Source organism: Photorhabdus kayaii (genome assembly GCF_025384895.1).
In the GTDB taxonomy this organism is placed as follows: domain Bacteria; phylum Pseudomonadota; class Gammaproteobacteria; order Enterobacterales; family Enterobacteriaceae; genus Photorhabdus; species Photorhabdus kayaii.
In genome coordinates this window covers 1-21,374 of the sequence record NZ_JAJAFZ010000072.1, presented here as the reverse complement: position 1 = coordinate 21,374, position 21,374 = coordinate 1, and the positions used below count along the sequence as shown (strand labels likewise).

Below are 21,374 nucleotides of genomic sequence, written 5' to 3'. Positions count from 1 at the left end.
TTAACATCTCTGTTTAGGTGACGAAATGCAGGGTACTACACAACAAAGGGAGTTAATTTTTAATGAGGTCGCTGCCACAATTTGGGATCGCGAGGCGTTGTTATCGCCACCCGAGATATAAGCGCCTTCATTGCACCGGCCATTAATAAGGTAACTCTCTCTCTACGATTAGTTTTTTGTCTGCACTTCCAGGCTTGTGCTTCTGCTTGTTGCACTTTAATGCCGATTTTACGATAGATACCATGAGCAGAAGCGATGACCCAGGCTGAACGCAAAGGTAAACCAGCAAGCCCTGTCAGAGCAGAGGTATAATAAGACTCCGCTTCCACAATCAATCGGGATACCACCCGAGCTAGCGCAGGATGGTTTTCGGTATAAATAAGTGTGTCCGGCATTAGCCCTTCTTGGTGAAGCCATTCTAGCGGAAGGTAGCAACGCCCGGCCTTCGCATCCTCAATAATATCCCGAGCAATGTTAGTTAACTGAAAAGCAATTCCTAGATCGCAGGCCCGATCCAGCACACTCGCCTCGCGAACCCCCATCACCTTTGCCATCATCAGCCCAACCACTCCCGCGACATGGTAGCAATATCTCAGAGTATCATCTAACGTTCTGCAAGGGTCACCGCGTACATCCATCGCGAATCCCTCCAGATGTTCGAAGGCCTGTTGCTGAGGGATTTCATTACTCAGAGCAACTATCTGAAAGGCTGAAAAAGCAGGTTCGGTCATCGGTAAGCCGTCATAAGCCTGCTTCGTCAAGTATTGCAGCATTTGAAGTTTCTCGTGGGCGTCATACTTATCAACATTGCTTATTTGTCTCCCCAGCTCTTGCCCGTCTATTATATCATCACAATAACGGCACCAGGCGTACAGCATCATTGTGTTGTGCCGTGTTGCCGTATCGAAAAGTCGGGTGACACTGGCAAAACTTTTTGAGCCTTGCTCCATTATCTGAGTAACGTGTTTAAGTAGCGCGGGATTCATCTGGCTATATCCTCTAACATCAATGTGGCTGTGGCTTTTGCTGATCCAATTACGCCGGGAATACCCGCTCCAGGATGTGTTCCTGCGCCGACAAGGTACAGATTATCAATACGGATGTCCCGATTGTGTGGTCGGAACCAGGCGCTTTGTGTCAGCAATGGTTCAAAGGAGAAGGCCGAACCTAGATGGGCATTTAGCTGGTCACGAAAATCAAATGGGGTAAAAATACGATGAACGACTAACTGCTTGAGCAGACCGGGCATATAGTACTTTTCCAGATACGCGAAAATACGGTCGCGTAAGCGTGGCCCCTCTATATCCCAGTTGAGATTAGCTGTCCCCAGGTGTGGTACAGGGGCCAGAACGTAGTAACTTGCGCACCCCGGGGGAGCAAGGGATGGGTCAGTAACACAGGGGGCGTGGAGATAGAGCGAAAAATCCTCCGCCAATCTGTCATGATAAAAAATATCTTCGATGAGTTCCTTATAGCGTGGACCAAAGCAAACGGTATGATGGGCTAATTGGGCATGGTGGTGGTTCAGACCGAAATAAAGTACGAACAGTGAGTTGCTCATTCGTTTACGCACCAGTGTTCGGGCGCGGGCCATTCCGACCGGATGCTGACTCAACAGATGTTTATAGGTATGAATAACATCGGCATTTGAGGCCACAACGTCACATGTCATATTTCGTCCATCAGTCAATTGTACGCCTGTGACCCGATTACCATGAGTGGTGAGGCGTTTTACTTTTGCATTAAGCTCAATTTTTCCACCAATATCAGTAAACAATTTCACCATTGCTTCGACCAAGGCGCTGGTTCCTCCACGCGGAAACCAGACTCCCCATTCTCGTTCCAGTGCGTGGATCAAAGTATAGATAGAAGATACAGCAAAGGGGTTACCTCCTATCAGTAGCGAGTGAAATGAAAATGCCTGGCGCAGACTCTCATCCTTGATATAGTGTGACACTTGGCGATAAACACTACGCCATGCGTGTAAACGTATCAACTGTGGAGCCGCACTCAGCATGTCGCGAAAAGAGAGGAAGGGCACTGTTCCAAGTTTCAGGTAGCCTTCATCAAAGGTCTTCCGAGAATAGTCCAGAAAGCGTCGATACCCGTTAACATCACCTGGATTGAACGTATGGATTTGTGTTTCCAGATGTTGCTGATCATTGTCATAATCAAACATCTTGCCCGACTCCCAGCAGAGCCGATAAAAAGGGCGTACGGGAAGTAAATCGACGTAATCAGCCATACGTTTACCAGCCTGTGTGAACAATTCTTCAATGACATTGGGAGCGGTGATTACGGTGGGGCCAGCATCAAAGGTGAACCCCTGTTCCTTATAAACATAAGCGCGTCCACCTGGTTTATCCCGTTGTTCCAAAATACATGTCGGAATTCCCGCAGACTGGAGCCTTATTGCCAGCGCCAGCCCACCAAAACCCGCACCAATTACCAGCGCTTTAATCATGATAAAAACCCTGAAGCTTCTTGTGTTGTTTAAACATTGCCTTTAGGGCACCTTTTATCGGCACCGGCGGTTTACCTATGAGAATCCGGGCCTTATCGATGGAATTAAGTTGCTCTGCATAAAAACGTGCAATCAGATCTGGGGAAAGTTGATAAAAACGTTGCATCACTTTCCAACGTTGTTGTGGAGCCCCAGCGAGGAAGAGCATGCGATTTAGAAGACGGAAAAAGCGTTGGTGTTGCCACTGCTGCCGTGCGTAATTCCTGAGGGTAATGAATAAGGAGGTATCGGTAAGCTCTGGCAGAGCAACAATACGATCTGCCAACCGAACAGCGTGTGGCAGAGAGTAGCCTGTTGTGGGGTGAAATAAAGCTGCACGTAACCCACTGGTGGGCTGGCCTGCTAGTTGTGCCCAGAAAGAGGTAAAATCCCCCGTAAGTGTAATCGGGAGACAACTGCTCTCTTCTCGAACTAGTTTACCCAGTTTCCAACCATGCCTCTTCGCGTACTCTGCGATAGTTGCCTGTGACAAGGTCTTATCCGGCGCTCCCCGATCAACGTAATGAGTATCCTCTATCAGCAGACGAGTTGAGGAAAACGGTAGGACATAGATAAATCGATAACCTGTATTCTGTCCCACACTGGTATCCATTAAAATCGGGCGGGTTAAAGAGTGCGATTCTTCCAGTTCCCATTCCTGACCAAAAAATGCCTGGGTACCACTCCCAATAAATGGTCCTGGTCGCCAGCCTCTCCCATCAATGACTGCGCCTGCATTTAGAGCCGAACCGTCCTGTAAGTAAACCTTCTGTGGAGTTAGCTCCTTTACTAATAAACGAGTCTGTATACGCTCGCCCAAATATGTTTGGAGTATGTTTGCAAAGTGTTGGGACGTAACACTGAAATATGAATGTGGCAATGTGCGCTGAAATGCTGGAAAAATTACGTCATAACCTGACCAGCGATAGGTGATCAGCGGTGCTATCCACCCATGTTCCGCCTCAGTAAGATCATGTTGATGAAATGACCACGTGTGATTGCCTCCTATTGTTTCTGTGTTTTCAATCATCAACACTCGGAGATGTGGTTTACACTGCTGGAGACGCATCGCGATCAGTCCGTTAGCCAATCCTCCCCCCACCAAAATCAGATCCCAGTCGTACATCATTTTGTTGATCCTCCGGCAATCACAAAGTTACTCACCTCATCAAGAGTCATATACATCACGGAAATTCGTGTTTGTTGAAAGAGATTAAAGACATGCAATCATAGCGGAAAAACTCACGTTGGGAGCAGAACAGCTGTACGCAGAGCAGCAATATCAGGAGCTATCTGACGTAGTGAGCGACTAAGCCCATCGTTTGCTTCATTTTCAAGAGCAACACGTTGCGACCCGACCTCCATTGAAATTCCTAATATTTGAGCTGCCTCTGCAAGATGGTGATTAATCGCATGAGCACGATGAACCCCTCCAGTCATCGAGCTTATGAGCAATGGTGCCTGCAAAATTTTTCCAAAGAGGGAACACTTAAGATCTATTCTGTCCAGATCCAATTCTGGCAGAGCACAATGCTGAAATCGCCACTCAGCAAACCCTGTTTTTACCTGGGTCTCAGTTTGAGGAGAATGGAATATAATATCCAGATGCTCATTTTTACGTTGAGTGTGATCGATCTTTTTCATTTTTTTGGGCCAAGGTTGAAATTAATTAAACATCGCAATATTTTTATCAAACCAATATCGTATAAAATATCGTGAGGCTAAATTTCTGCGACACGCTACCGCCAAATATTTATCAATGTATCTGATGTGCCTGCGTAAATGTTCATGCACTTTAGATTCTCCGAGCAGTGTAACCATTGTTAACTTTTCCTTATCCTGAGACATATCTTTCCCTGTATTATTTAGATCATCGCTCAAGTCATCCAGTAATTGAAATGCCTGCCCCAAATGTTGTGATACATGGCGTAATGCCTGACGAGTTATATCAGGTGCATTCACAGCAATGGCCGCTAACTGAAATGTTGCGTCGAAAAGCAAACCGGTTTTTAAATCGTTGGTGGCCGCAATGGTGTGATAATTACCAGTACATAATGTATTGTTCAGATCGCGAAACTGTCCCTGGACAAGACCGTTTAAACCAACTGCATGAGAAAGTATGGCGACAGAAGCAGATTTATCGTATTCAGAAAGATTTGTTTCTACAATGAGACCAAAAGCCCGGCTTAGCAAGGCTACAGCCGCCAGGATCGCTACACTTTCACCATACTGCCGATGAATAGCTGGGCGTCCGCGCCGATGCTCAGCATTATCCATACAGGGAAGATCGTCTAAAATTAATGAGGCTGCATGTACTATTTCAATTGCAGATGCCAGCTGTAGAAAGTCGGTCTTCCAGGGGTTTTCTCCAAGATCCAGGACTATGAGCAACAATAAGAGGGGGCGGATACGTTTTCCAGACACTAGTGTACTTTCTCGCATAGCTGCGCAGACTTTGTCATCCGGGGCTCCTGAAGGAAGTACCAATTCTAGGTGCTGTTGTAGTGCACTCTGTAACTCCAGTAATGTTTCTTCATAATTCATAACTTGTGCAGTACTAACGTTCATAAATATTTCCCGAATCACGTAAATAATTTCACTAAGCTATTTGAAAAACAATGATAAGTTTATATTACTACTACAGGCTTTAGGCTTTAGGCTTTAGGCTTTAGGCTTTAGGCTTTAGGCTTCCAGCATAACTTCATTTATCCAGCAGTGATGCATTCCCATTGGAATATGGTGCGGCAAACGCAATCTGCACACCATTGAGAGATCATCAGCATTTAAAACCACGACATCTGTACAGTGCAATTTTTCGACATAAACCTTAAAAATAAGCCAACCCTCATCTTCTTTAACAGAACCCTTTTTGGCTACAAAAACAGGTTCTTCAGGCAAATCATTATCAAAACTGTGGCTTATTACACTCTTGTCAAAAAAATCAAATTTAGTTATTGATCTCTCTTCACTTTCAGAATCCCCCCAGCAAACGAACCAGGCATATCTGTGCTTTCTACCACAGACTGTAGGGTTTATGGCTGGGAAATCAGTATTCCCCCTGAATAAAATTTCTTTATCGACATTCCCGGATGCAGTGCATAAAGTAAAACGACAAAGTTCTGAACTATTATTTTTAAATATATTCTGTGTAAATACTGGGAATGACCGCCAAAATGGGGCATCAAAAATCACATTTCCATCGGCATCTTCATAGCCATTTGTGAAATGAAAAATAAATCCAGGAGCTGCATCATAGAATTTCGCATCATGGAATTCTCTTGAAACTAAAAGAACCCTGCCATCTTCATTTTCACATGAATTCATAGATGCAAGTATGCTTTCATTGCCAATTACGTTCCTCAACTTAAGATTTATATGCGGCCCACCTAAAAAAAATAAAAAGTAATTTTTTGTCACTATGAAGTCGTGAATTAAGTACCTTTTCTTAAGCGGAATGTTGCATATAACAGTCATGTCACCGGTATTGTCTATTTTGTATAGCGTCAACTTAGAACCAATACCATATGTCACACCAAATCCATATAAATTATCATCATCTGGTATTTTTTTAGGATGTGCTGTAAATGGTACTTCACGAAGGTTAAGTTTGGGAAGGAAAGAGAATCGTGCTCTTAGCTTTCCAGAAAAATCATATTTTGAAATTGTCTCAAGAGTTACCGGATTAATTAAATGTGGCATTCCTCCTTCCCACAACGCCAGAAGTTTATGAGAATGATACACAATATTTGTATTTGCCGGATTTTTAATAATAAAAAATCTCATCCTGAATTTTAGTTTTTTGGGGACGGTTCCAACTGAGCGATACAGTAACCTTTGAGCTTCTTCTTCTCTTAAGTATTCTTTTGTTAACACATGTCTGTTTCTATAGAATACCCCATTATCACTGAACGTTACTTTAAATATCATCCCATCCCCATCAAATGGATGATTATAATATTCGTCTCCCCTGTGCAGGCGACCGGGACCAATTCTAAAGAAAGAACCTTTTAACTTTGAAGGAACCTCTCCTTTAATAGGAACTAATTTTGAATCAAGTTCCTCTAACTGGGATTGAAAGGGATTTAGATGGTTTTTCGAGAATACAAAATCGCTCAAGCCTTCACCTCTATATTTCCAACTGAATAATAGGTAATGATTTAATACAGGAGCTCTACAAGAAGATGCAATAATACTAAAATAACAGTACTGTGCTGAATATGAACAGAACTATTTTTTTTCAAATGGATTTTTATAACCGAAATCACAAAAAAGAACCCTGCCACTAACTAACACACTTTTGGTGTGATGGTGTACATGTAGAAGGGTGACTGAAATATTAGGAGCAATGCCTGATAAACGTGTTCTCAGGCTCGGAACGTGAGAGAGTGCAAGCATGAACTGTTCCCCAAATGTTGGACACCAATCCGTAAATAGGGGAACAGTTTAAAAATGTAAGGTATATATGTCTTATGAAACATCAATCAAGCCAAGATCACTGCTTAATGTCGTACCACTGATATCGTAGCTGGCAAGCACTTGGCTTCCTTTTTTGTATAAAAAAGCTTTACGGGCTTCATTATCATTTCCCCATACTACAAATACATGCATAAAAACTGTTGATCCATCAGGAACCCCAAGATCGCCTGGGTCAACAGTATCGGTTAATCCAAGAGTAATATTATTACCTTGCTTACTTAAATGCTTTTCACCATCGCCATCCATATAACTGAATTGGATTCTGGCAATGAATCCACCTGAATTTTTAAGGCTCATTTTGCCGATTTCTTGCAATGTCATCACAGTCTCCTTTTGAGAAAAAACTAATAACATTTAGCTATTCAAATACATAAGTCGTCTAAGATGTGTTAAATAAAAAATAAATCTTAACGAGTGGAATAAATAACACATTAAAACCACTATAACAAATAATTATTATATTTATTCTATGAAAAAATAAAGATTATCTTGATAAGTACCAAGCATAAATGATTTCCTTTCGTTAGATGTTTAATGTGGTTGATATTTTTCTTTACAATACAATGAGATGTTTTTTATATAACAACATCTTTATTGTTTTAATTGGTAATAATTTAAATTTATAACGTTTGGTGGTTTATCATGTTAATTGCGACATAATTACACTGTGAGTAAATCATTTCGTGTTTCCTTAATAAATCATTGGATGTTTTTCCATCCTGATTTTTTCTCAGTCGATTATTTAATTGGTTTATGATAATAATTTATCTCTTGGATCAATATTTAATTAAAGTCTGTATATTAGTATAATAAATAAAAATGACCTTATCTAATACTATAAGATAATTTTTTGATTTAAAAATAATTCATTAGGTGTTTTGTATCTCAATGTCTGATGTGAGCGATTATTTAGTTTATTAATAACAAATCTTATTTTCCATTTTGTCACCGGTGAAAAGTCTGTTTCCTAATATCTTCTGTCCTTTTAGGCTGTTCAAGTGACTTTGTTGTAGGGGGAGCCGCTGGAAAGATTAATTCAAACCAGCGGTCCACTCTGCAATTTGCCCAAGATAAATAGGGTAAAAAATTTCTTTAATACCTTGTTAACGTAGGGCTTTTTGTCTGAATTTGTATTGATCTGATCAAATAACCGCCAATATATTGGTTTGGTCATACTTTATTGTAAAAATATTAATGGATTCGTATGTAATTTATTGATTATCACAACAAATTCCCTTCAATACCTTGGCATGATATGCGATATGCTCGCCGATAAAACTGGCGACAAAATAGTAACTATGATCATAACCAGTGCGTAGGTTCAATGTGTAAGGATGCTCAGTGCTTTCGCATACATCCTTCAACAGCTCAGGACGTAATTGCTCTTCAAGAAACGGATCATCGGTACCGATGTCAATTAACATATGCAATGGCTCGGCGTTATTAGCCAGCAGCTCGACTGTATCATAGGCTTTCCATATGTCACGATCTTCACCCAGATAAGCGCGAAAAGCTTTTTCTCCCCAAGGAACTTGAGAAGGAGCAATAATCGGTGAAAAGGCCGACACGCTGTGGTAACGATCTGGATTGCGTAGCGCGATCATCAGTGCACCGTGGCCTCCCATCGAATGACCACTGATGGCCCGAGCGGCTGTTACCGGGAAGTGTGCTTCGATCAGTACTGGTAGCTCTGACACCACATAATCATACATGCGATAGTGCCGTGCCCAGGGTTCCTGTGTTGCGTTGAGGTAAAAACCGGCTCCCTGACCCAAATCATAGGCGCCATCATCTGCAACTTTCTCACCACGAGGGCTGGTATCTGGGGCGACGAGGATAATACCCTGTTCGGCAGCGTAGCGTTGAGCTCCTGCTTTTGTAATGAAATTTTGCTCATTACATGTTAAGCCTGAGAGCCAATACAGCACCGGTAATTTCTGGTGTTCAGCCTGAGGAGGAAGGTAAACAGCAAAATTCATGGCACAGCCAAGCACGGCCGATTCATGCTGATAAACATCCTGCCATCCCCCAAAACAAGCGTGGCGTTCAATCCTCTCCATTCTTTTTCCCTCTGTAAATCTGTAAAACATACAGGTTCACTCATGTAACGGTGAACCTGAGGCTATCGTTTCCTGTTTTGTTAAAAACCGCCTATTACAGCATGGTTTTTAACTCCTTCAGAACGACTTAGTAATGGATGACTGTGCGAATCGATTTTCCCTCATGCATCAGATCGAATGCTTCATTAATGCGTTCGAGCGGCAAGGTGTGAGTAACAAAAGGTTTTAACTCAATTTCACCTTTCATTGCCTCTTCCACCATTTTAGGCAACTGACTGCGGCCTTTGACTCCGCCAAAGGCAGTGCCTCGCCACGAACGACCAGTAACCAGTTGGAATGGACGGGTTGATATTTCCTGTCCCGCACCGGCTACACCAATAATCACTGATTGCCCCCAACCACGATGTGCGCTTTCGAGCGCGGCACGCATCACATTGACATTACCAATACATTCGAAGGTATGATCCACTCCCCATTCCGTCATCTCGATAATGACTTGCTGAATAGGTTTGTCGTAATCATTTGGGTTCAGGCAGTCGGTTGCACCGAACTGTTTTGCCAGCGCAAATTTTGCTGGATTTGTATCGATGGCAATAATCTTGCCAGCTTTTGCCTGACGAGCGCCTTGGATCACGGCAAGGCCAATGCCGCCGAGCCCAAAGACGGCAACGGAATCACCAGACTGTACTTTAGCGGTATTATGCACTGCGCCGATGCCGGTAGTGACACCGCAGCCCAGCAGGCACACTTCTTCATGGTTTGCTTCCGGGTTGATTTTTGCCAGTGATACTTCGGCTACGACTGTGTATTCGCTGAATGTGGAGCATCCCATATAATGATAAATAGGCTGCCCTTTATAGGAAAAACGGGTTGTGCTGTCCGGCATGACGCCTTTCCCTTGAGTTGCCCGCACGGACACACACAGGTTGGTTTTTCCTGATTTGCAGAACAGGCACTCTCTGCATTCTGCGGTATAAAGAGGGATAACGTGGTCACCGGGTTTGACGCTGGTGACGCCTTCACCAACCTCAACGACTATGCCGGCGCCTTCATGCCCGAGTATGACAGGAAAAATGCCCTCCGGATCATCCCCTGATAGGGTGAAGGCATCCGTATGACACACACCGGTATGGCTGATTTTGACCAGCACTTCACCGGCTTGGGGCGGGGCTACATCGATTTCAACGATTTCAAGGGGGCGGCCCGGTCCGAATGCAACAGCAGCTCTTGATTTCATAAGTTCTCCTTCTGAATAGACAGTGCGACGCGTTTGCGAATACAGATTAGTAAAGTCAATCGGCTTGTCAGCGAAGATATCTTTGTAATAGTTTATTAAGAATATGATTTCGCATCTGTAGAAATGGTACAAAAATTTTAACATTAATACGTATTTTTAAAATAGCTGACTCGCGATAATTGGAAAACTATGATTTGTCATGGTTACAGATGTCCTTTCAGGAAAAGTCGGGTTGCGGAGAAATAACCAAACTTTGCACCAGTCATTGTGAGTTCCATAATATCCAACATAGCTCTATTGGCTGGCAAAGTATCGGTTAAGCAATGAGATTCTTGGGAGTTTTAACTAAATAACGTGAACGTGTTCATGAACTTGTGGATGAATTGCATCAAGCTGGCATTAAAGCCCGATACCTTGAAGGGGAAATGGTACAGGCTAAAAGGACGGAAGCAGTTAAGCACCTGAATGATGGCAGTATCACTGTTCTGGTTGCAACAGATATTGCTACCCGTGGATTGGATATTGATGATATCAGCCATGTTTTCAATTTTGATTTACCGCGCACCGCCGATATTTATCTACACCGTATTGGCCGGACAGCTCGTGCAGGTAAAGGTACTGCAATTACCTTAGTGGAAGCGCATGATCATCCTTTATTAGGCAAAATCAGTCGCTATCTGAATGAACCACTCACGTCGCGGATTGTTGATGAACTTCGCCCAACAACCAAAGCACCAAGTGACAAAGCCCACAATAAGCCATCGAAAAAAGTATTGGCTAAACGCAAAGAGAAAAAGAAAGCGGAAGAATCGAAGAAAAAAGCTAAAATACGTCATCGAGATAGCAAAAATATCGGTAAACGCCGTAAACCTTCCGGTAATCCAAAACCAGAAGCGCCAACCAATAGCAATGCGTAAATCTTTAAACGGGCCGATTGGCCCGTTAATTATAATATGCAGTTTCGCATAGTAAGATTATTCTGTGAGTAAATAATAGGCTCAGAGCAAATGTTTTTTTTAATCCGACATTCCGCACCCAATTCAGGAATGTCGGGTGATACTTTTCAAAATCTACCAACTTTATGTTTTGATTATCGCCCTGTTAAAGTGATAATCAAAGTATAAGGTAAAAAAACAGACGGCTGGGAGTGATTGATGATTACTTTTACCGTTCTACTATATTCAAAAAGTTGGAAAATATCTTCTTACAATCTCTCGTCCAATTTCTATTGATGCCGTTGCAGCTGGTGAAGGTGCATTGCAAACATGTAATGAACGATGACCAACTACAAAATGAAAATCATCTACCAATTTTCCATCAATTGTCAATGCTTGGGCACGAACTCCAGCTGCCCCCAAAGAGATGTCCTCTGATTGCAAATCAGGAATAAGCTGACGGGCATTTTCGGTAAAAAATTGGAGCGAAAACGAACGTCGAATTTCTGCTATACCTTCACTGAAATAACGTGTAGCAATCTTCCAAAAACCTTTATAAGTGAGTATCTCCATCATATCTTGCAGACAAAAATCAGTTTTGCAATATCCCTCTCGTTTAAAAGCTAATACCGCGTTCGGACCAACATCCCGTTTGCCATTGAACATTCGTGTGAAATGCACACCAAGGAATGGAAAATCAGGATTAGGAACAGGATATATCAGATGGTTGACCAAATAATTTTTACTACTATCCAGAACGTAATACTCACCACGAAATGGCACAATTTTCATTCTTGTTTCATACCCCGCTAACTTAGCAATTCTATCGCTATGCAATCCAGCACAGTTCACAATCTGTTTGGCCTTATAACTCGCATGTAAGGTTTGTATTTCAACGTAGTCGGTATATTCATGAATTGAACACACCTGCTGTTGATAATAAATATTCCCATCCCTATTTTGAATAATCTCAGCTAATTTTCCGGCAATTTCTGGGTAATTCACAATTCCTGCATCCGGAACCAGAATAGCTTCCAACCCATTGACATAAGGCTCGCGCTTTTTTAAATCAGATCGTGATAATCGATTAATTTCAATCCCGTTTTGTAATCCCCTCTGATAGATATTATCCAGAAAAGGAAGCTCTTTTTGATGTGTTGCCACTATTACTTTACCGCAGCGGTCATAATATAACCCGTACTCCTGACAAAAGTGATATATAGTTTGGTTTCCTTTTTTTGCTAAACGTGCTTTTAAACTTCCGGGAGAGTAATAAATACCGGAGTGGACAACATTGCTATTATGTCCACTTTGATGGGCGGCTACTCTATTTTCTTTATCTAATATTAATAAATGTAATCGTGGATTATGTTCTTGCAAAGCATTTGCAACACCAAGACCAACCAATCCCGCTCCAATAATAATAACGTCGTACATTTTTAATTTTTCCTTATTTATTCCTAAATAATATATGGACACCGACAAAAATTAAAGTTGGTATCCATATATGTTATTTAAAATGATTCATATCAAGATTAAATAAATATTTAAGTATACATAACCTTTCATTTTTAAAGATATTAAACTCCATCAAACACTATTTAAATACACGAAAAAGGCACACAGTAATAATAAGCGGATAAAAGATACACACCTCATGGAGTTTTCTGTTTATTATAATTTTATGTAAATTCGTGCGACTCTATTAAACCTTAATTAAATCGAATTGCTTTATCAACATTACTATCTTCTCAATATCGTTGTCAGAAAGATGGTGATGACAGGGAATAGTGAGAATTTCTTGCGCTAAACGTTCAGTAGTGGGAAGAGCTATTTGAGGCTGGCTACGCAGCCATGCTTGTTGTCGATGAATCGGTATTGGATAATGGATAGCGGCTTCAATACCATGTTTAGCTAGGTGCTGCTGCAATTTGTCTCGGTTTTTTGATTTTACCACATAATGATAATAAGCGTTTCCCGGTTTTCCTGCCCCTAAATCTGTTCCAGTTCTTGTATTGAACAATTCTTTGTCATAAAAAGCTGAAATTTCCTTGCGACGTTGTAACCACTGGTTTAAATACTGAGTTTTGATATTTAATGCAGCTGCTTGTAAAGTATCAAGGCGTGAATTTATACCAAATAAAATAGATTCATTACGTGTCTGCAATCCATGATTGCGAGCAAATTTTGCATACTCAGCTATTTTCGAGTTAGTAGTGATGAGAATCCCACCATCACCAAAACCTCCGAGTGTTTTCAGTGGATGTAGCGAAAAAGCCGCAGCATCGCCTAATGTACCGACTTGCTGGTCATTGATAGTAGTTCCAATGGCTTGAGCACAATCTTCGATAACATATACTCCCCTCATATGGCACAGCGTGACAATCGGAGCAATATCTACGGGGCGTCCGCGCAAATAAACGGGTATAACAGCCTTTGTTCGTTCAGTAATCAGAGGAGCAATGGTGTCAACATTAATGAGTTCATCCTCTCCAATATCAGCTAGGATTGGTTTAGCGCCAACAGCAACTATTGCCCCAACTGTTGCTATAAACGTATTAGCACAAGTAATAACTTCATCACCCGAACCTATACCTAAAGCTTGCAATGCAAGTAGCAAAGCATCTGTACCAGAATTGAGTGCGATGGCATGTGCTCCTCCACAACATTGTGACATCCATTTTTCTAATCTTGAAACCTCTTCACCAAGCACAAAATCACCGGTTGTCAAAACATTTTGCCATTGCTTGAAAATTAGTTCGGACAAATCGATAGCCTGCTCTTGAATATTGTTACATTTAATCATGCTATTGCCTTTTAAATTTTTCGAGTGATAGCAGAAAGTGCGATGGCAGTGATTCCAATAGCACTGACGATTGCAGTCAATGTTAGTGTTTCAGAATATCCCACTGCCGCACCGATAATTCCTGCTCCAAGATAAATGAATGGGTGTGCACCACTGGTAACAAAAGTATCTACCGCTACAACTTTTCCAAGGTCTTTTTCCGGAGAGAGGGTTTGCATAGCAGTAGTCCAACCAGTGAGCCAGGATGCTTCAACAATCCCAACAAACATTGCCCACAGAATGACCATCCAAGAGAAGCCCCCCATGCCCAATAAAAGCATTGCGCTACAGAGAAATAAACCACAGATCACGGCAAGTCTTATTAGACGTTGGTGACCAGCAGTAAGTACTGTGATAACAGATCCAATACATGCACCAGCTCCCGAAGCTGCCAGACAAAACCCCCACATTGTATCACTGAATCGATCACTGATTGCGTATGGAGCAATGACTAAGAAAATAGGGAAACACAACACATTCAGGATCAATGTCGCGATAAATCCGAGTAACAATACAGAGTTACCAGTAATGACTGTGATACCGTTCAATACCTCACGTATAGAGAATTTATCATCGGAACCACGAATCCCTATATCGGGTATCAGGGCAGTAAAAAGAGCTGCTGCGAAAAACGTAATGCCATCAACCAGTATTCCCCATGCTGGTTCCCACAATATGATCATAACTCCTACTGTGGCAGGAAAAACTACTGCCACAAAGTTATCTACAAAATTCATGGCTCCATTTCCTGCCACTAAGGCTTGCTTGGGTAGCAAGTTTACAAGCAGAACTTGAGCACATGGGCGAGAGACACCAATGCCAATACCAAATATTAAATAGGCAAGTACTAATCCCCACCACGGGGCGTTTAACACAAGTAACATAGTTGCAGCAACTTGCGCCAACCCCCTGGCAGTATCTGTCGCAATGAGAATGTGTTTTGGTGACTTTCTGTCTGCTAGCAGACCTCCAGCGACAGCCCCAATGACTGTCCCTAATCCCACCGCAGCCATGACGACACCAAAAACCTCCCCACTAAGTTTGGCATGAATCAACGCAACAGGAAGGGCAGCTAAACAGACTGCATCACCAATCATTGACAAGCCTTGACCAATAAGCAATTTCCGGAATGATGAGGAGCGTAATGCCTCGGAATAAGGCGATACTCGTTCAGCGAATGAAGTCATTTGTTTCTCCGCAGATATAGATACGTCCATCTGGACAACATTCGGTAGCGAGTTTCTTCCCTCCACAGTAGATGTCAATGATGCCATCTGCAAGTACACTGACCATAAGTCGTTGCCCACAAAAATAAAGCATGAACCGATAGGAATCCCAGTCGGATGGTAACCGGGGGCGAAAATAAAGTCTTTTCTCTGCGACACGTAGCCCGGCTAAGCCTTCAACAAGCCCTTGCCATGCACCTGCGTAAGCTGAAAGATGTAATCCATTGTTGTAATTTAATATAGGGGTGAAATCCAGATTATATCGACTTGCGCGTGATATAAAATCGGCACAGACATCTATCTTACCTATATCCGCAGCAAGCACGGCATGAGGGCCATAACTGAGTGATGATTCATGAACAGTACGGGGCTCATAGAAGTTGAATGCTACTCGCTTGACTTCATCAGAGAAATCATCGGGGAATAAAGACATAAGCAGAACAACATCAGCCTGTTTTATGATTTTGGATGTGAAATTTTGCAGCTTTTCGGCAGAATACCGTTCATGTTCATTTATGAACTGCGGCCCATGTTTTTTTTCGTTTCTTAACTCAGTATCTTGAAGAATTGCATACCCATCGAATTCTTCCGGAATGGAAACGCCATCAATAACCATCCAAGGAAGATAGACATTTTCACTAATTGTTTTCCAATTCTTAATCTCGTTTGCAGAAATCTCGGGGAAGCATTTGTAGCTAATTAGCGAAAGTGCAAATTTTATGCACCATCTGAAAAGATAGTTTGTAAAAAAACTATTGTCTACATGATAATGATATTCATCAGGTCCCATTACTGAGTTAATAACATATGCCTGTTTTTTATCGGACCATTTAAATACAGATGCAGCAAATCTTGCACATTCTGCAACTATTTTATAACCACGAGTGTTCATATAAGCATCATCGTAGGTTACAGACCAGTATCTGTATAGGGAGTAGCAGACATCAGCAGAAATGTGTAATACTTCATCGACACTCCACTCACGCACGATATCAGCATCAGGATAGGAAAGGACATAGTGAGGTCCGTTTTCAGCGCCATGATCATTAGAAGCCTCTGGAAAACGCGCCCCAAAAAATCCTGTGGCTTTTGCAAATTCAATCGCTTTTTCCATACTATGGTATCGGTAGTCAATGAATGCTTTTGCTACACGTGGGTCATTCCAAGCCCAAAATATACATTTATGGAGTTCAGTATCAAAAAAAGTCGCTCCTGAATGATAAGGGCTAGTCAACCCCCGAGCTGGTGAAATAAAACCCGACTCATGGTTATATGCACCAATACCATGCTGTAAAAGTTGGAAAAGTGCATATTTAATACCGAGTTCAATGGGTTTATCGGACGCATTGATTGTCACATCATGCTCTTCCCATAATTTATTCCACCTTGCTCGATGCTCATTCTGGGAGGAGATGAAGTTAAATGGCACTGGGGATATCTCAAGTCCTACACTGCAATCCTCTGAACGTACCTTCCAATGTATAAATATAGAATGATGTTCATTCTGGGAAAAGTCGAAGGTTACGGATGTTGCACAACTCTGTCCTAAACATGACCATGTGTTTGCGTATCTGGCAGAGAATAATTGAACATCATAGTGCAATTTTTGTTCTTTAGTTGTGATTATCGCGCTAAAACCATCTTTATTGGAATAACATTGATTAATATCATAATGACGAGCAACTAGCCAAGGAGCCGTGCCGAGGTATTCGTTACCAGCAGAAATATCAAGCCCGTAATCCAACCGTAATCTCCGTAGACCAATTTCAGTATTTAATTGACGTAATTCAATAACAGTTGAGACTTCAAGCTTATTGGGAATATCAATAAACTGCCTTATGATTAACTCGAATTCTCCTCCTCTTACGCACAAATATTCAGTGCTGGTAACAAATGCTGTATCGAGAGATAAAATAATTTTCGCGGCTCGACCATTTTTGTGAATTACTGGTTCACCAGTTTCGACATCATAAAGCCGGAGAATTTTTGGTGCTGGCAGTGATACTATTTCACGTGAAACCCCAACACCTGATGTATATACCTTGTCCATAAGTAGCTGAACCCGCTGAGCTCGTTCAGATGCTTTTGGTACGTGTGGTCGCAGTCCCATAAAACTATTAGCTAATGTTGTCACACATGAAATAAATGCTGACGAATCAGGGCCGACTTCAGATATATTTTCTTCTTTTCTTCCATAAGTGATGGTCAGCATCAAAGACTCCTTGATACATTGAAAGACCAATCTGTGTATTTCATATTCAGCATATTATGGTAGCAAGGATCTGTAAGAACATTTGTGCTATTAATAAACCAACCCGATTGCCATTTCTCACATATTTCCAAAACAGCATCCCGAATTGTATAAACAAATTGAAAATCCAGTTCATTTTGTACTAAACGAGAGTCTAATCGGTAAGATCTTGTGTCATTAGAAGCTGTTGTAGCAATAGGTACATTGGTATTGAAATAGCGATCAACAACATCTTTCACCTGCAATGCTATATCGCTCACAGTATGGTTTTCATAACCGACGTTAATGGCACTCCCACTGACTGAACCAAGAGAATTACGTTGAACAAGTGTTGCATACAGGCGAGTTAAATCGCAAATATGGACATTAGGCCGGTATTGATTCCCACCAAAAACGGTAATTTTTCCTTGTGAAAGTGCACTAGCAGTCAGAATATTTACAGTCAAATCTAAACGTTGTCTGGGAGACCAACCGCAAACTGTTGCTGCCCTCACTGCAATGGTTTCAAAATTTGGGCTTGTTAGACCGAAAAGAACCTCCTCGCCTTCTGATTTATATCGGTTATAGTCCGTGATAGGAACACAAGGCTGACTTTCGTCGACGATAGGTTGATCATTTATACCGTAAACACTCGCTGATGATGCGTAGATAAAACGCCGACACCCCAGATTCTTGGCACTTATCATGAGATAAGGAAGACAAGCGATATTTATAGATCGACTGACTTCCGGATCTGAGTTAAAACTAGGGTCATTGGCTACCGCAGCAAGGTGTACTACTGTTGTTACTCCCCGTAATGAATCTTCAACAATAGTTTTATCACGAATATCCCCCTTAACTAATTCCAGATGGGGATGATCAAGAAAGAAACTAAGTCCGTTAGGAAAGAATTGGGCATCCAATACTCTAACTTTATAGCCTGCAGACAATATTTTAGGTACCAGTCGCGAACCTATATATCCTGCTCCACCAGTTACAAGAATTGTTTCATATTTAGCTTGCATATCATTTCCTTATATTATTTCGACAATCGGAATAGAGATGTCATTAAGGGATGGAATAATAAAAGCGCGTTGGTCGGTAGCCATGGGAAGGAGTTCATTGCGATGTATCTGATAAGCTTGGATTCCAAGATTACAGGCTACGTCAATAGAATGTGGAGAATCATCAATAAGCGTGACCTCTTTTGGGGTACGTTCTTCAATGAGAGACAAAAACAACTCCTCTCGAGTCTGATCTTGTTTTTGCCTTACTATGCTTTGTTGATTGAGTATTATGCTTTCCTTACGTAGCATATCGTCAAATAGGGAAGATGCATTTTGTGAGGCTGTATAAAATTTAACCTCTTGAGACGACAATTCTACTCGCTTTAAAAGTCGTACTGCGTCATCGAAAAGTCGGGCGTATACAGAAAGCCTAAGAAATTCAGCCTGTTTGATTTCCGCAAGCATACTTATGTTGCCGTTGTTTAATCTATCCAGGCCCGAAAGCAATCCAGCCTTTTTTAAATCCAAAAGGCGTGAAGCACCTTCTAATCGAGGTCGTCCTGCGATATTGGCAAGATATTCTTCATGAGTAAGCTCCGTCAGCCCGAACTGATGAGCAGCGTTACGCCAGGCTTCGTAATGCGGAGTATCAATGAGTGTCCCATCAAGATCAATCAATAGAAGTGTTTGCATTTTTGCTCCACTATTTTTAAGAGTTTTACATACTCTTGCCCATAATTATGTTTGCGATCCGAGAAGTTGAATCCATTACCTTGTCATCAGTGAAAGCTATACGCCCTCCATTGCTTTCAACAAATATTCGTTCTGCATTCAGTCTTAAATCCGTACTAGTGCCGTAATCCGCACCTTTAAAAAACACATGAGGACGAAGAGCGGAGAGGATATGTTCGGCGGTAGGTGAATCACTCACTATTACATGATGGCAGTAGCGAATCGATGCCATAAATTTGGCACGATGATAATCAGAAAAAATGGGACGCTCAGAACCTTTGTTGACATACTTATCAGCGGTAATTGACACGAAAAGACGATCAACCAGTAAATTGGCTTGTCGTAAATGGTGTATGTGACCAATATGGACGATATCAAAGCATCCGTGACACAATCCAATTGTCAGGCCATCTTTTTGGTAGCTTTCAGCAAGAGCTTTTAACTCGGTGACGCTGTTCAAAACGGTCATGTCAATGCCTCCTATGAAATAAGATATTTTGCCATTATGTTTAGATGTTCAGATTTCCCCCAATAATCTGGTATTTGCCCGACTATTTGGAATCCATTACGAAGATGAAAGAGATATGCAGCACGTTCTTTGTCAATGTTACCAATATCTAGACAAAGGTATTTTTTCCTAAGACTTAATGCGAATGCCTCAATTTCGCTATAGAGCAACGAAGCAACACCGTATCGACGATAATTTTGATCAACAACCAACCAATCAGCCCAAAGAACATACTTTGATGGTATTGCTCCCAAACTACACCCCATTGTTCCGATAACCGCCTCACCTTCAGTTGCAACAAACCGAATCTCCTCTTGATGCGGGTTTTCCAATTCACGTATGAATTGAATACTCGCAGATTGGGTTAGGTCATCCTCTGAACCAATTTGTGCTATGAGTTTAAGAACCGCTTCCATATCAGAGATGTTAAAACGTCGAATAAGAATTGTGCGCGTGCTTTTAATTGTCATGGTATTCCAGCCTAGTCAGAGCAGAATCCAACCGATCACATGCGCTATCGATCATTTCGGCAGTATGCAAAGCAGATAACGTCACGGGTTCTGGGCAATATGTTAGAGGTAATAGAAATCCGTATAACTTATATTCTGTTGACAACAAGCGGAATAATTTATGTGCGAATTTCACAGGGTAGGTATTTTCTATATCTTTCATTGTCTTTGGGCGTACTAAAGACCCGATATGAACACCAACTCTTCCTCCATAGCCATCAATATGACAGGGAATATTGTGTTGCTTAAAAATTTCTTTCATATTTTTTATGAGTTGGCTTTCTAAATTTGCAACATGTTGATAGAGGATTCCATCTTCTAAGTGCTCGATAACTGTCAAAGCTGCCGAAACCGATAGATATCTTCCCGTATTTGTGCCACTTATCTGTACAGGCCCACGCGGAGCGATCATATCCATATATTCAGCTTTACCAGCAATTCCAGCTATCGGCATTCCAGCACCAAATGCCTTACCATAAGTCGCTATATCCGGAATGACATCATAATCTTTTTGAGCACCACCAATATTTGCCCTAAATCCTGTTAACACTTCGTCAAAGATAAGTAATGCTTTATGCTTTGTCGCAAGTGCACGCAGGTTTTGCAGAAATCCCTCATCAGGTTTGATACAACCGATATTCAGAGCCACTGGTTCTAGAATAATGCCAGCCACATCACCAGAATATGTTTCAAATGCTTTCTGCACTGCATTTAGGTCATTCCATGGCAATGGCACAGTTAATTGACCTAATTCGGCAGGAATACCGGTAGTACCTTCAAGACGTTCTAGCTCACCATTTGCAAAAACAACACCACTTCGTGGAGAGGAATCTATATTCCATGTAAGAGTGTCATTTAAGCCATGAAAGTGGCCTTCAAATTTAAAAATAATGCGTTTACCTGTTGCGGCTCGAGCTATTCGAGTCGCATACATAGTGGCTTCTAGCCCTGAATTTACAAGACGTAATTTTTCTGCGCACGGTACCGTAGAGCAGAAGCGTTCACTCAACAATTGATGTTCTTCAGTTTCATATTGTTGAAGAAAACCACGTGATAGTGCATGAGTAATGGCCTTTCGTATAACAGAGCTATCATGACCAAGAAAA

Annotated in this window: 18 protein-coding genes and 1 pseudogene; 1 reads left to right on the top strand and 18 read right to left on the bottom strand. The window is 41.7% G+C overall.

Annotated features, from left to right (window positions below; genetic code table 11):
* Positions 1-59: 59 nt before the first annotated feature.
* The 9 genes from crtB to LGZ98_RS19870 form a co-directional block, all read right to left on the bottom strand.
* Positions 60-986 carry a 15-cis-phytoene synthase CrtB gene (crtB, locus tag LGZ98_RS19910; protein WP_262978456.1) on the bottom strand — a complete coding sequence of 309 codons (927 nt, stop codon included), beginning with the start codon at positions 984-986 and terminating at the stop codon, positions 60-62.
* On the bottom strand, positions 983-2,464 hold the full coding sequence (locus LGZ98_RS19905) for a phytoene desaturase (RefSeq protein ID WP_113043561.1): 1,482 nt from the start codon (positions 2,462-2,464) through the stop codon (positions 983-985). The genes crtB and LGZ98_RS19905 overlap by 4 nt, the downstream gene beginning before the upstream one ends.
* The gene (crtY, locus tag LGZ98_RS19900) at positions 2,457-3,632 is read right to left on the bottom strand and encodes a lycopene beta-cyclase CrtY (protein WP_113043562.1); all 1,176 of its coding nucleotides are present in this window, start codon (positions 3,630-3,632) and stop codon (positions 2,457-2,459) included. The genes LGZ98_RS19905 and crtY overlap by 8 nt, the downstream gene beginning before the upstream one ends.
* A gap of 113 nt (positions 3,633-3,745) precedes the next feature.
* On the bottom strand, positions 3,746-4,147 hold the full coding sequence (locus LGZ98_RS19895) for a beta/alpha barrel domain-containing protein (protein ID WP_113043563.1): 402 nt from the start codon (positions 4,145-4,147) through the stop codon (positions 3,746-3,748).
* A 21-nt stretch (positions 4,148-4,168) separates the two neighbouring features.
* Positions 4,169-5,071: a polyprenyl synthetase family protein gene (locus LGZ98_RS19890; RefSeq protein ID WP_113043564.1), complete on the bottom strand. Its 903-nt coding sequence runs from the start codon at positions 5,069-5,071 to the stop codon at positions 4,169-4,171.
* A 114-nt stretch (positions 5,072-5,185) separates the two neighbouring features.
* Positions 5,186-6,619, bottom strand: coding sequence for a carotenoid oxygenase family protein (locus tag LGZ98_RS19885; RefSeq protein WP_262978455.1), 1,434 nt, complete (start codon positions 6,617-6,619; stop codon positions 5,186-5,188).
* Between the two features lie 351 nt (positions 6,620-6,970).
* On the bottom strand, positions 6,971-7,300 hold the full coding sequence (locus LGZ98_RS19880) for a hypothetical protein (RefSeq protein WP_113043566.1): 330 nt from the start codon (positions 7,298-7,300) through the stop codon (positions 6,971-6,973).
* Between the two features lie 890 nt (positions 7,301-8,190).
* Complete coding sequence (fghA, locus tag LGZ98_RS19875; protein WP_228902560.1) at positions 8,191-9,039, bottom strand: S-formylglutathione hydrolase; 849 nt, start codon at positions 9,037-9,039, stop codon at positions 8,191-8,193.
* Positions 9,040-9,166: 127 nt separating this feature from the next.
* Entirely contained in the window at positions 9,167-10,276 is a 1,110-nt protein-coding gene (locus LGZ98_RS19870; protein ID WP_113043568.1) for an S-(hydroxymethyl)glutathione dehydrogenase/class III alcohol dehydrogenase, read from the bottom strand.
* 353 nt (positions 10,277-10,629) lie between these two features.
* Here LGZ98_RS19870 and LGZ98_RS19865 point away from each other — a divergent pair.
* Positions 10,630-11,193 (top strand): annotated as a pseudogene (locus LGZ98_RS19865) (helicase-related protein); the annotation flags it as partial.
* Between the two features lie 264 nt (positions 11,194-11,457).
* Here the strand turns inward: LGZ98_RS19865 and lhgO are convergent.
* The 9 genes from lhgO to LGZ98_RS19820 all read right to left on the bottom strand — a co-directional run.
* Positions 11,458-12,648 (bottom strand): L-2-hydroxyglutarate dehydrogenase, encoded by a 1,191-nt coding sequence (gene lhgO / locus LGZ98_RS19860; RefSeq protein ID WP_113044328.1) that lies wholly within the window; start codon positions 12,646-12,648, stop codon positions 11,458-11,460.
* A gap of 268 nt (positions 12,649-12,916) precedes the next feature.
* Entirely contained in the window at positions 12,917-14,017 is a 1,101-nt protein-coding gene (locus LGZ98_RS19855) for a DegT/DnrJ/EryC1/StrS family aminotransferase (protein WP_113044329.1), read from the bottom strand.
* An 11-nt stretch (positions 14,018-14,028) separates the two neighbouring features.
* On the bottom strand, positions 14,029-15,243 hold the full coding sequence (locus LGZ98_RS19850) for an MFS transporter (protein ID WP_262978454.1): 1,215 nt from the start codon (positions 15,241-15,243) through the stop codon (positions 14,029-14,031).
* On the bottom strand, positions 15,227-17,494 hold the full coding sequence (locus LGZ98_RS19845) for a glycosyl hydrolase family 65 domain-containing protein (protein WP_205068585.1): 2,268 nt from the start codon (positions 17,492-17,494) through the stop codon (positions 15,227-15,229). Before LGZ98_RS19845 ends, LGZ98_RS19850 begins: the two co-directional genes overlap by 17 nt.
* Complete coding sequence (locus LGZ98_RS19840; RefSeq protein ID WP_113044331.1) at positions 17,494-18,537, bottom strand: NAD-dependent epimerase/dehydratase family protein; 1,044 nt, start codon at positions 18,535-18,537, stop codon at positions 17,494-17,496. Before LGZ98_RS19840 ends, LGZ98_RS19845 begins: the two co-directional genes overlap by 1 nt.
* A gap of 9 nt (positions 18,538-18,546) precedes the next feature.
* A complete protein-coding gene (locus LGZ98_RS19835; protein ID WP_113044332.1) occupies positions 18,547-19,212 on the bottom strand; it encodes an HAD hydrolase-like protein in 666 nt (221 codons plus the stop codon).
* Between the two features lie 25 nt (positions 19,213-19,237).
* The gene (locus LGZ98_RS19830; RefSeq protein WP_113044333.1) at positions 19,238-19,720 is read right to left on the bottom strand and encodes an adenylyltransferase/cytidyltransferase family protein; all 483 of its coding nucleotides are present in this window, start codon (positions 19,718-19,720) and stop codon (positions 19,238-19,240) included.
* 11 nt (positions 19,721-19,731) lie between these two features.
* Entirely contained in the window at positions 19,732-20,229 is a 498-nt protein-coding gene (locus LGZ98_RS19825; protein ID WP_113044334.1) for a GNAT family N-acetyltransferase, read from the bottom strand.
* The coding region (locus LGZ98_RS19820) for an aspartate aminotransferase family protein (protein ID WP_262978453.1) at positions 20,219-21,374 on the bottom strand (1,156 nt) is incomplete at its 5' end. The genes LGZ98_RS19825 and LGZ98_RS19820, both read right to left, overlap by 11 nt.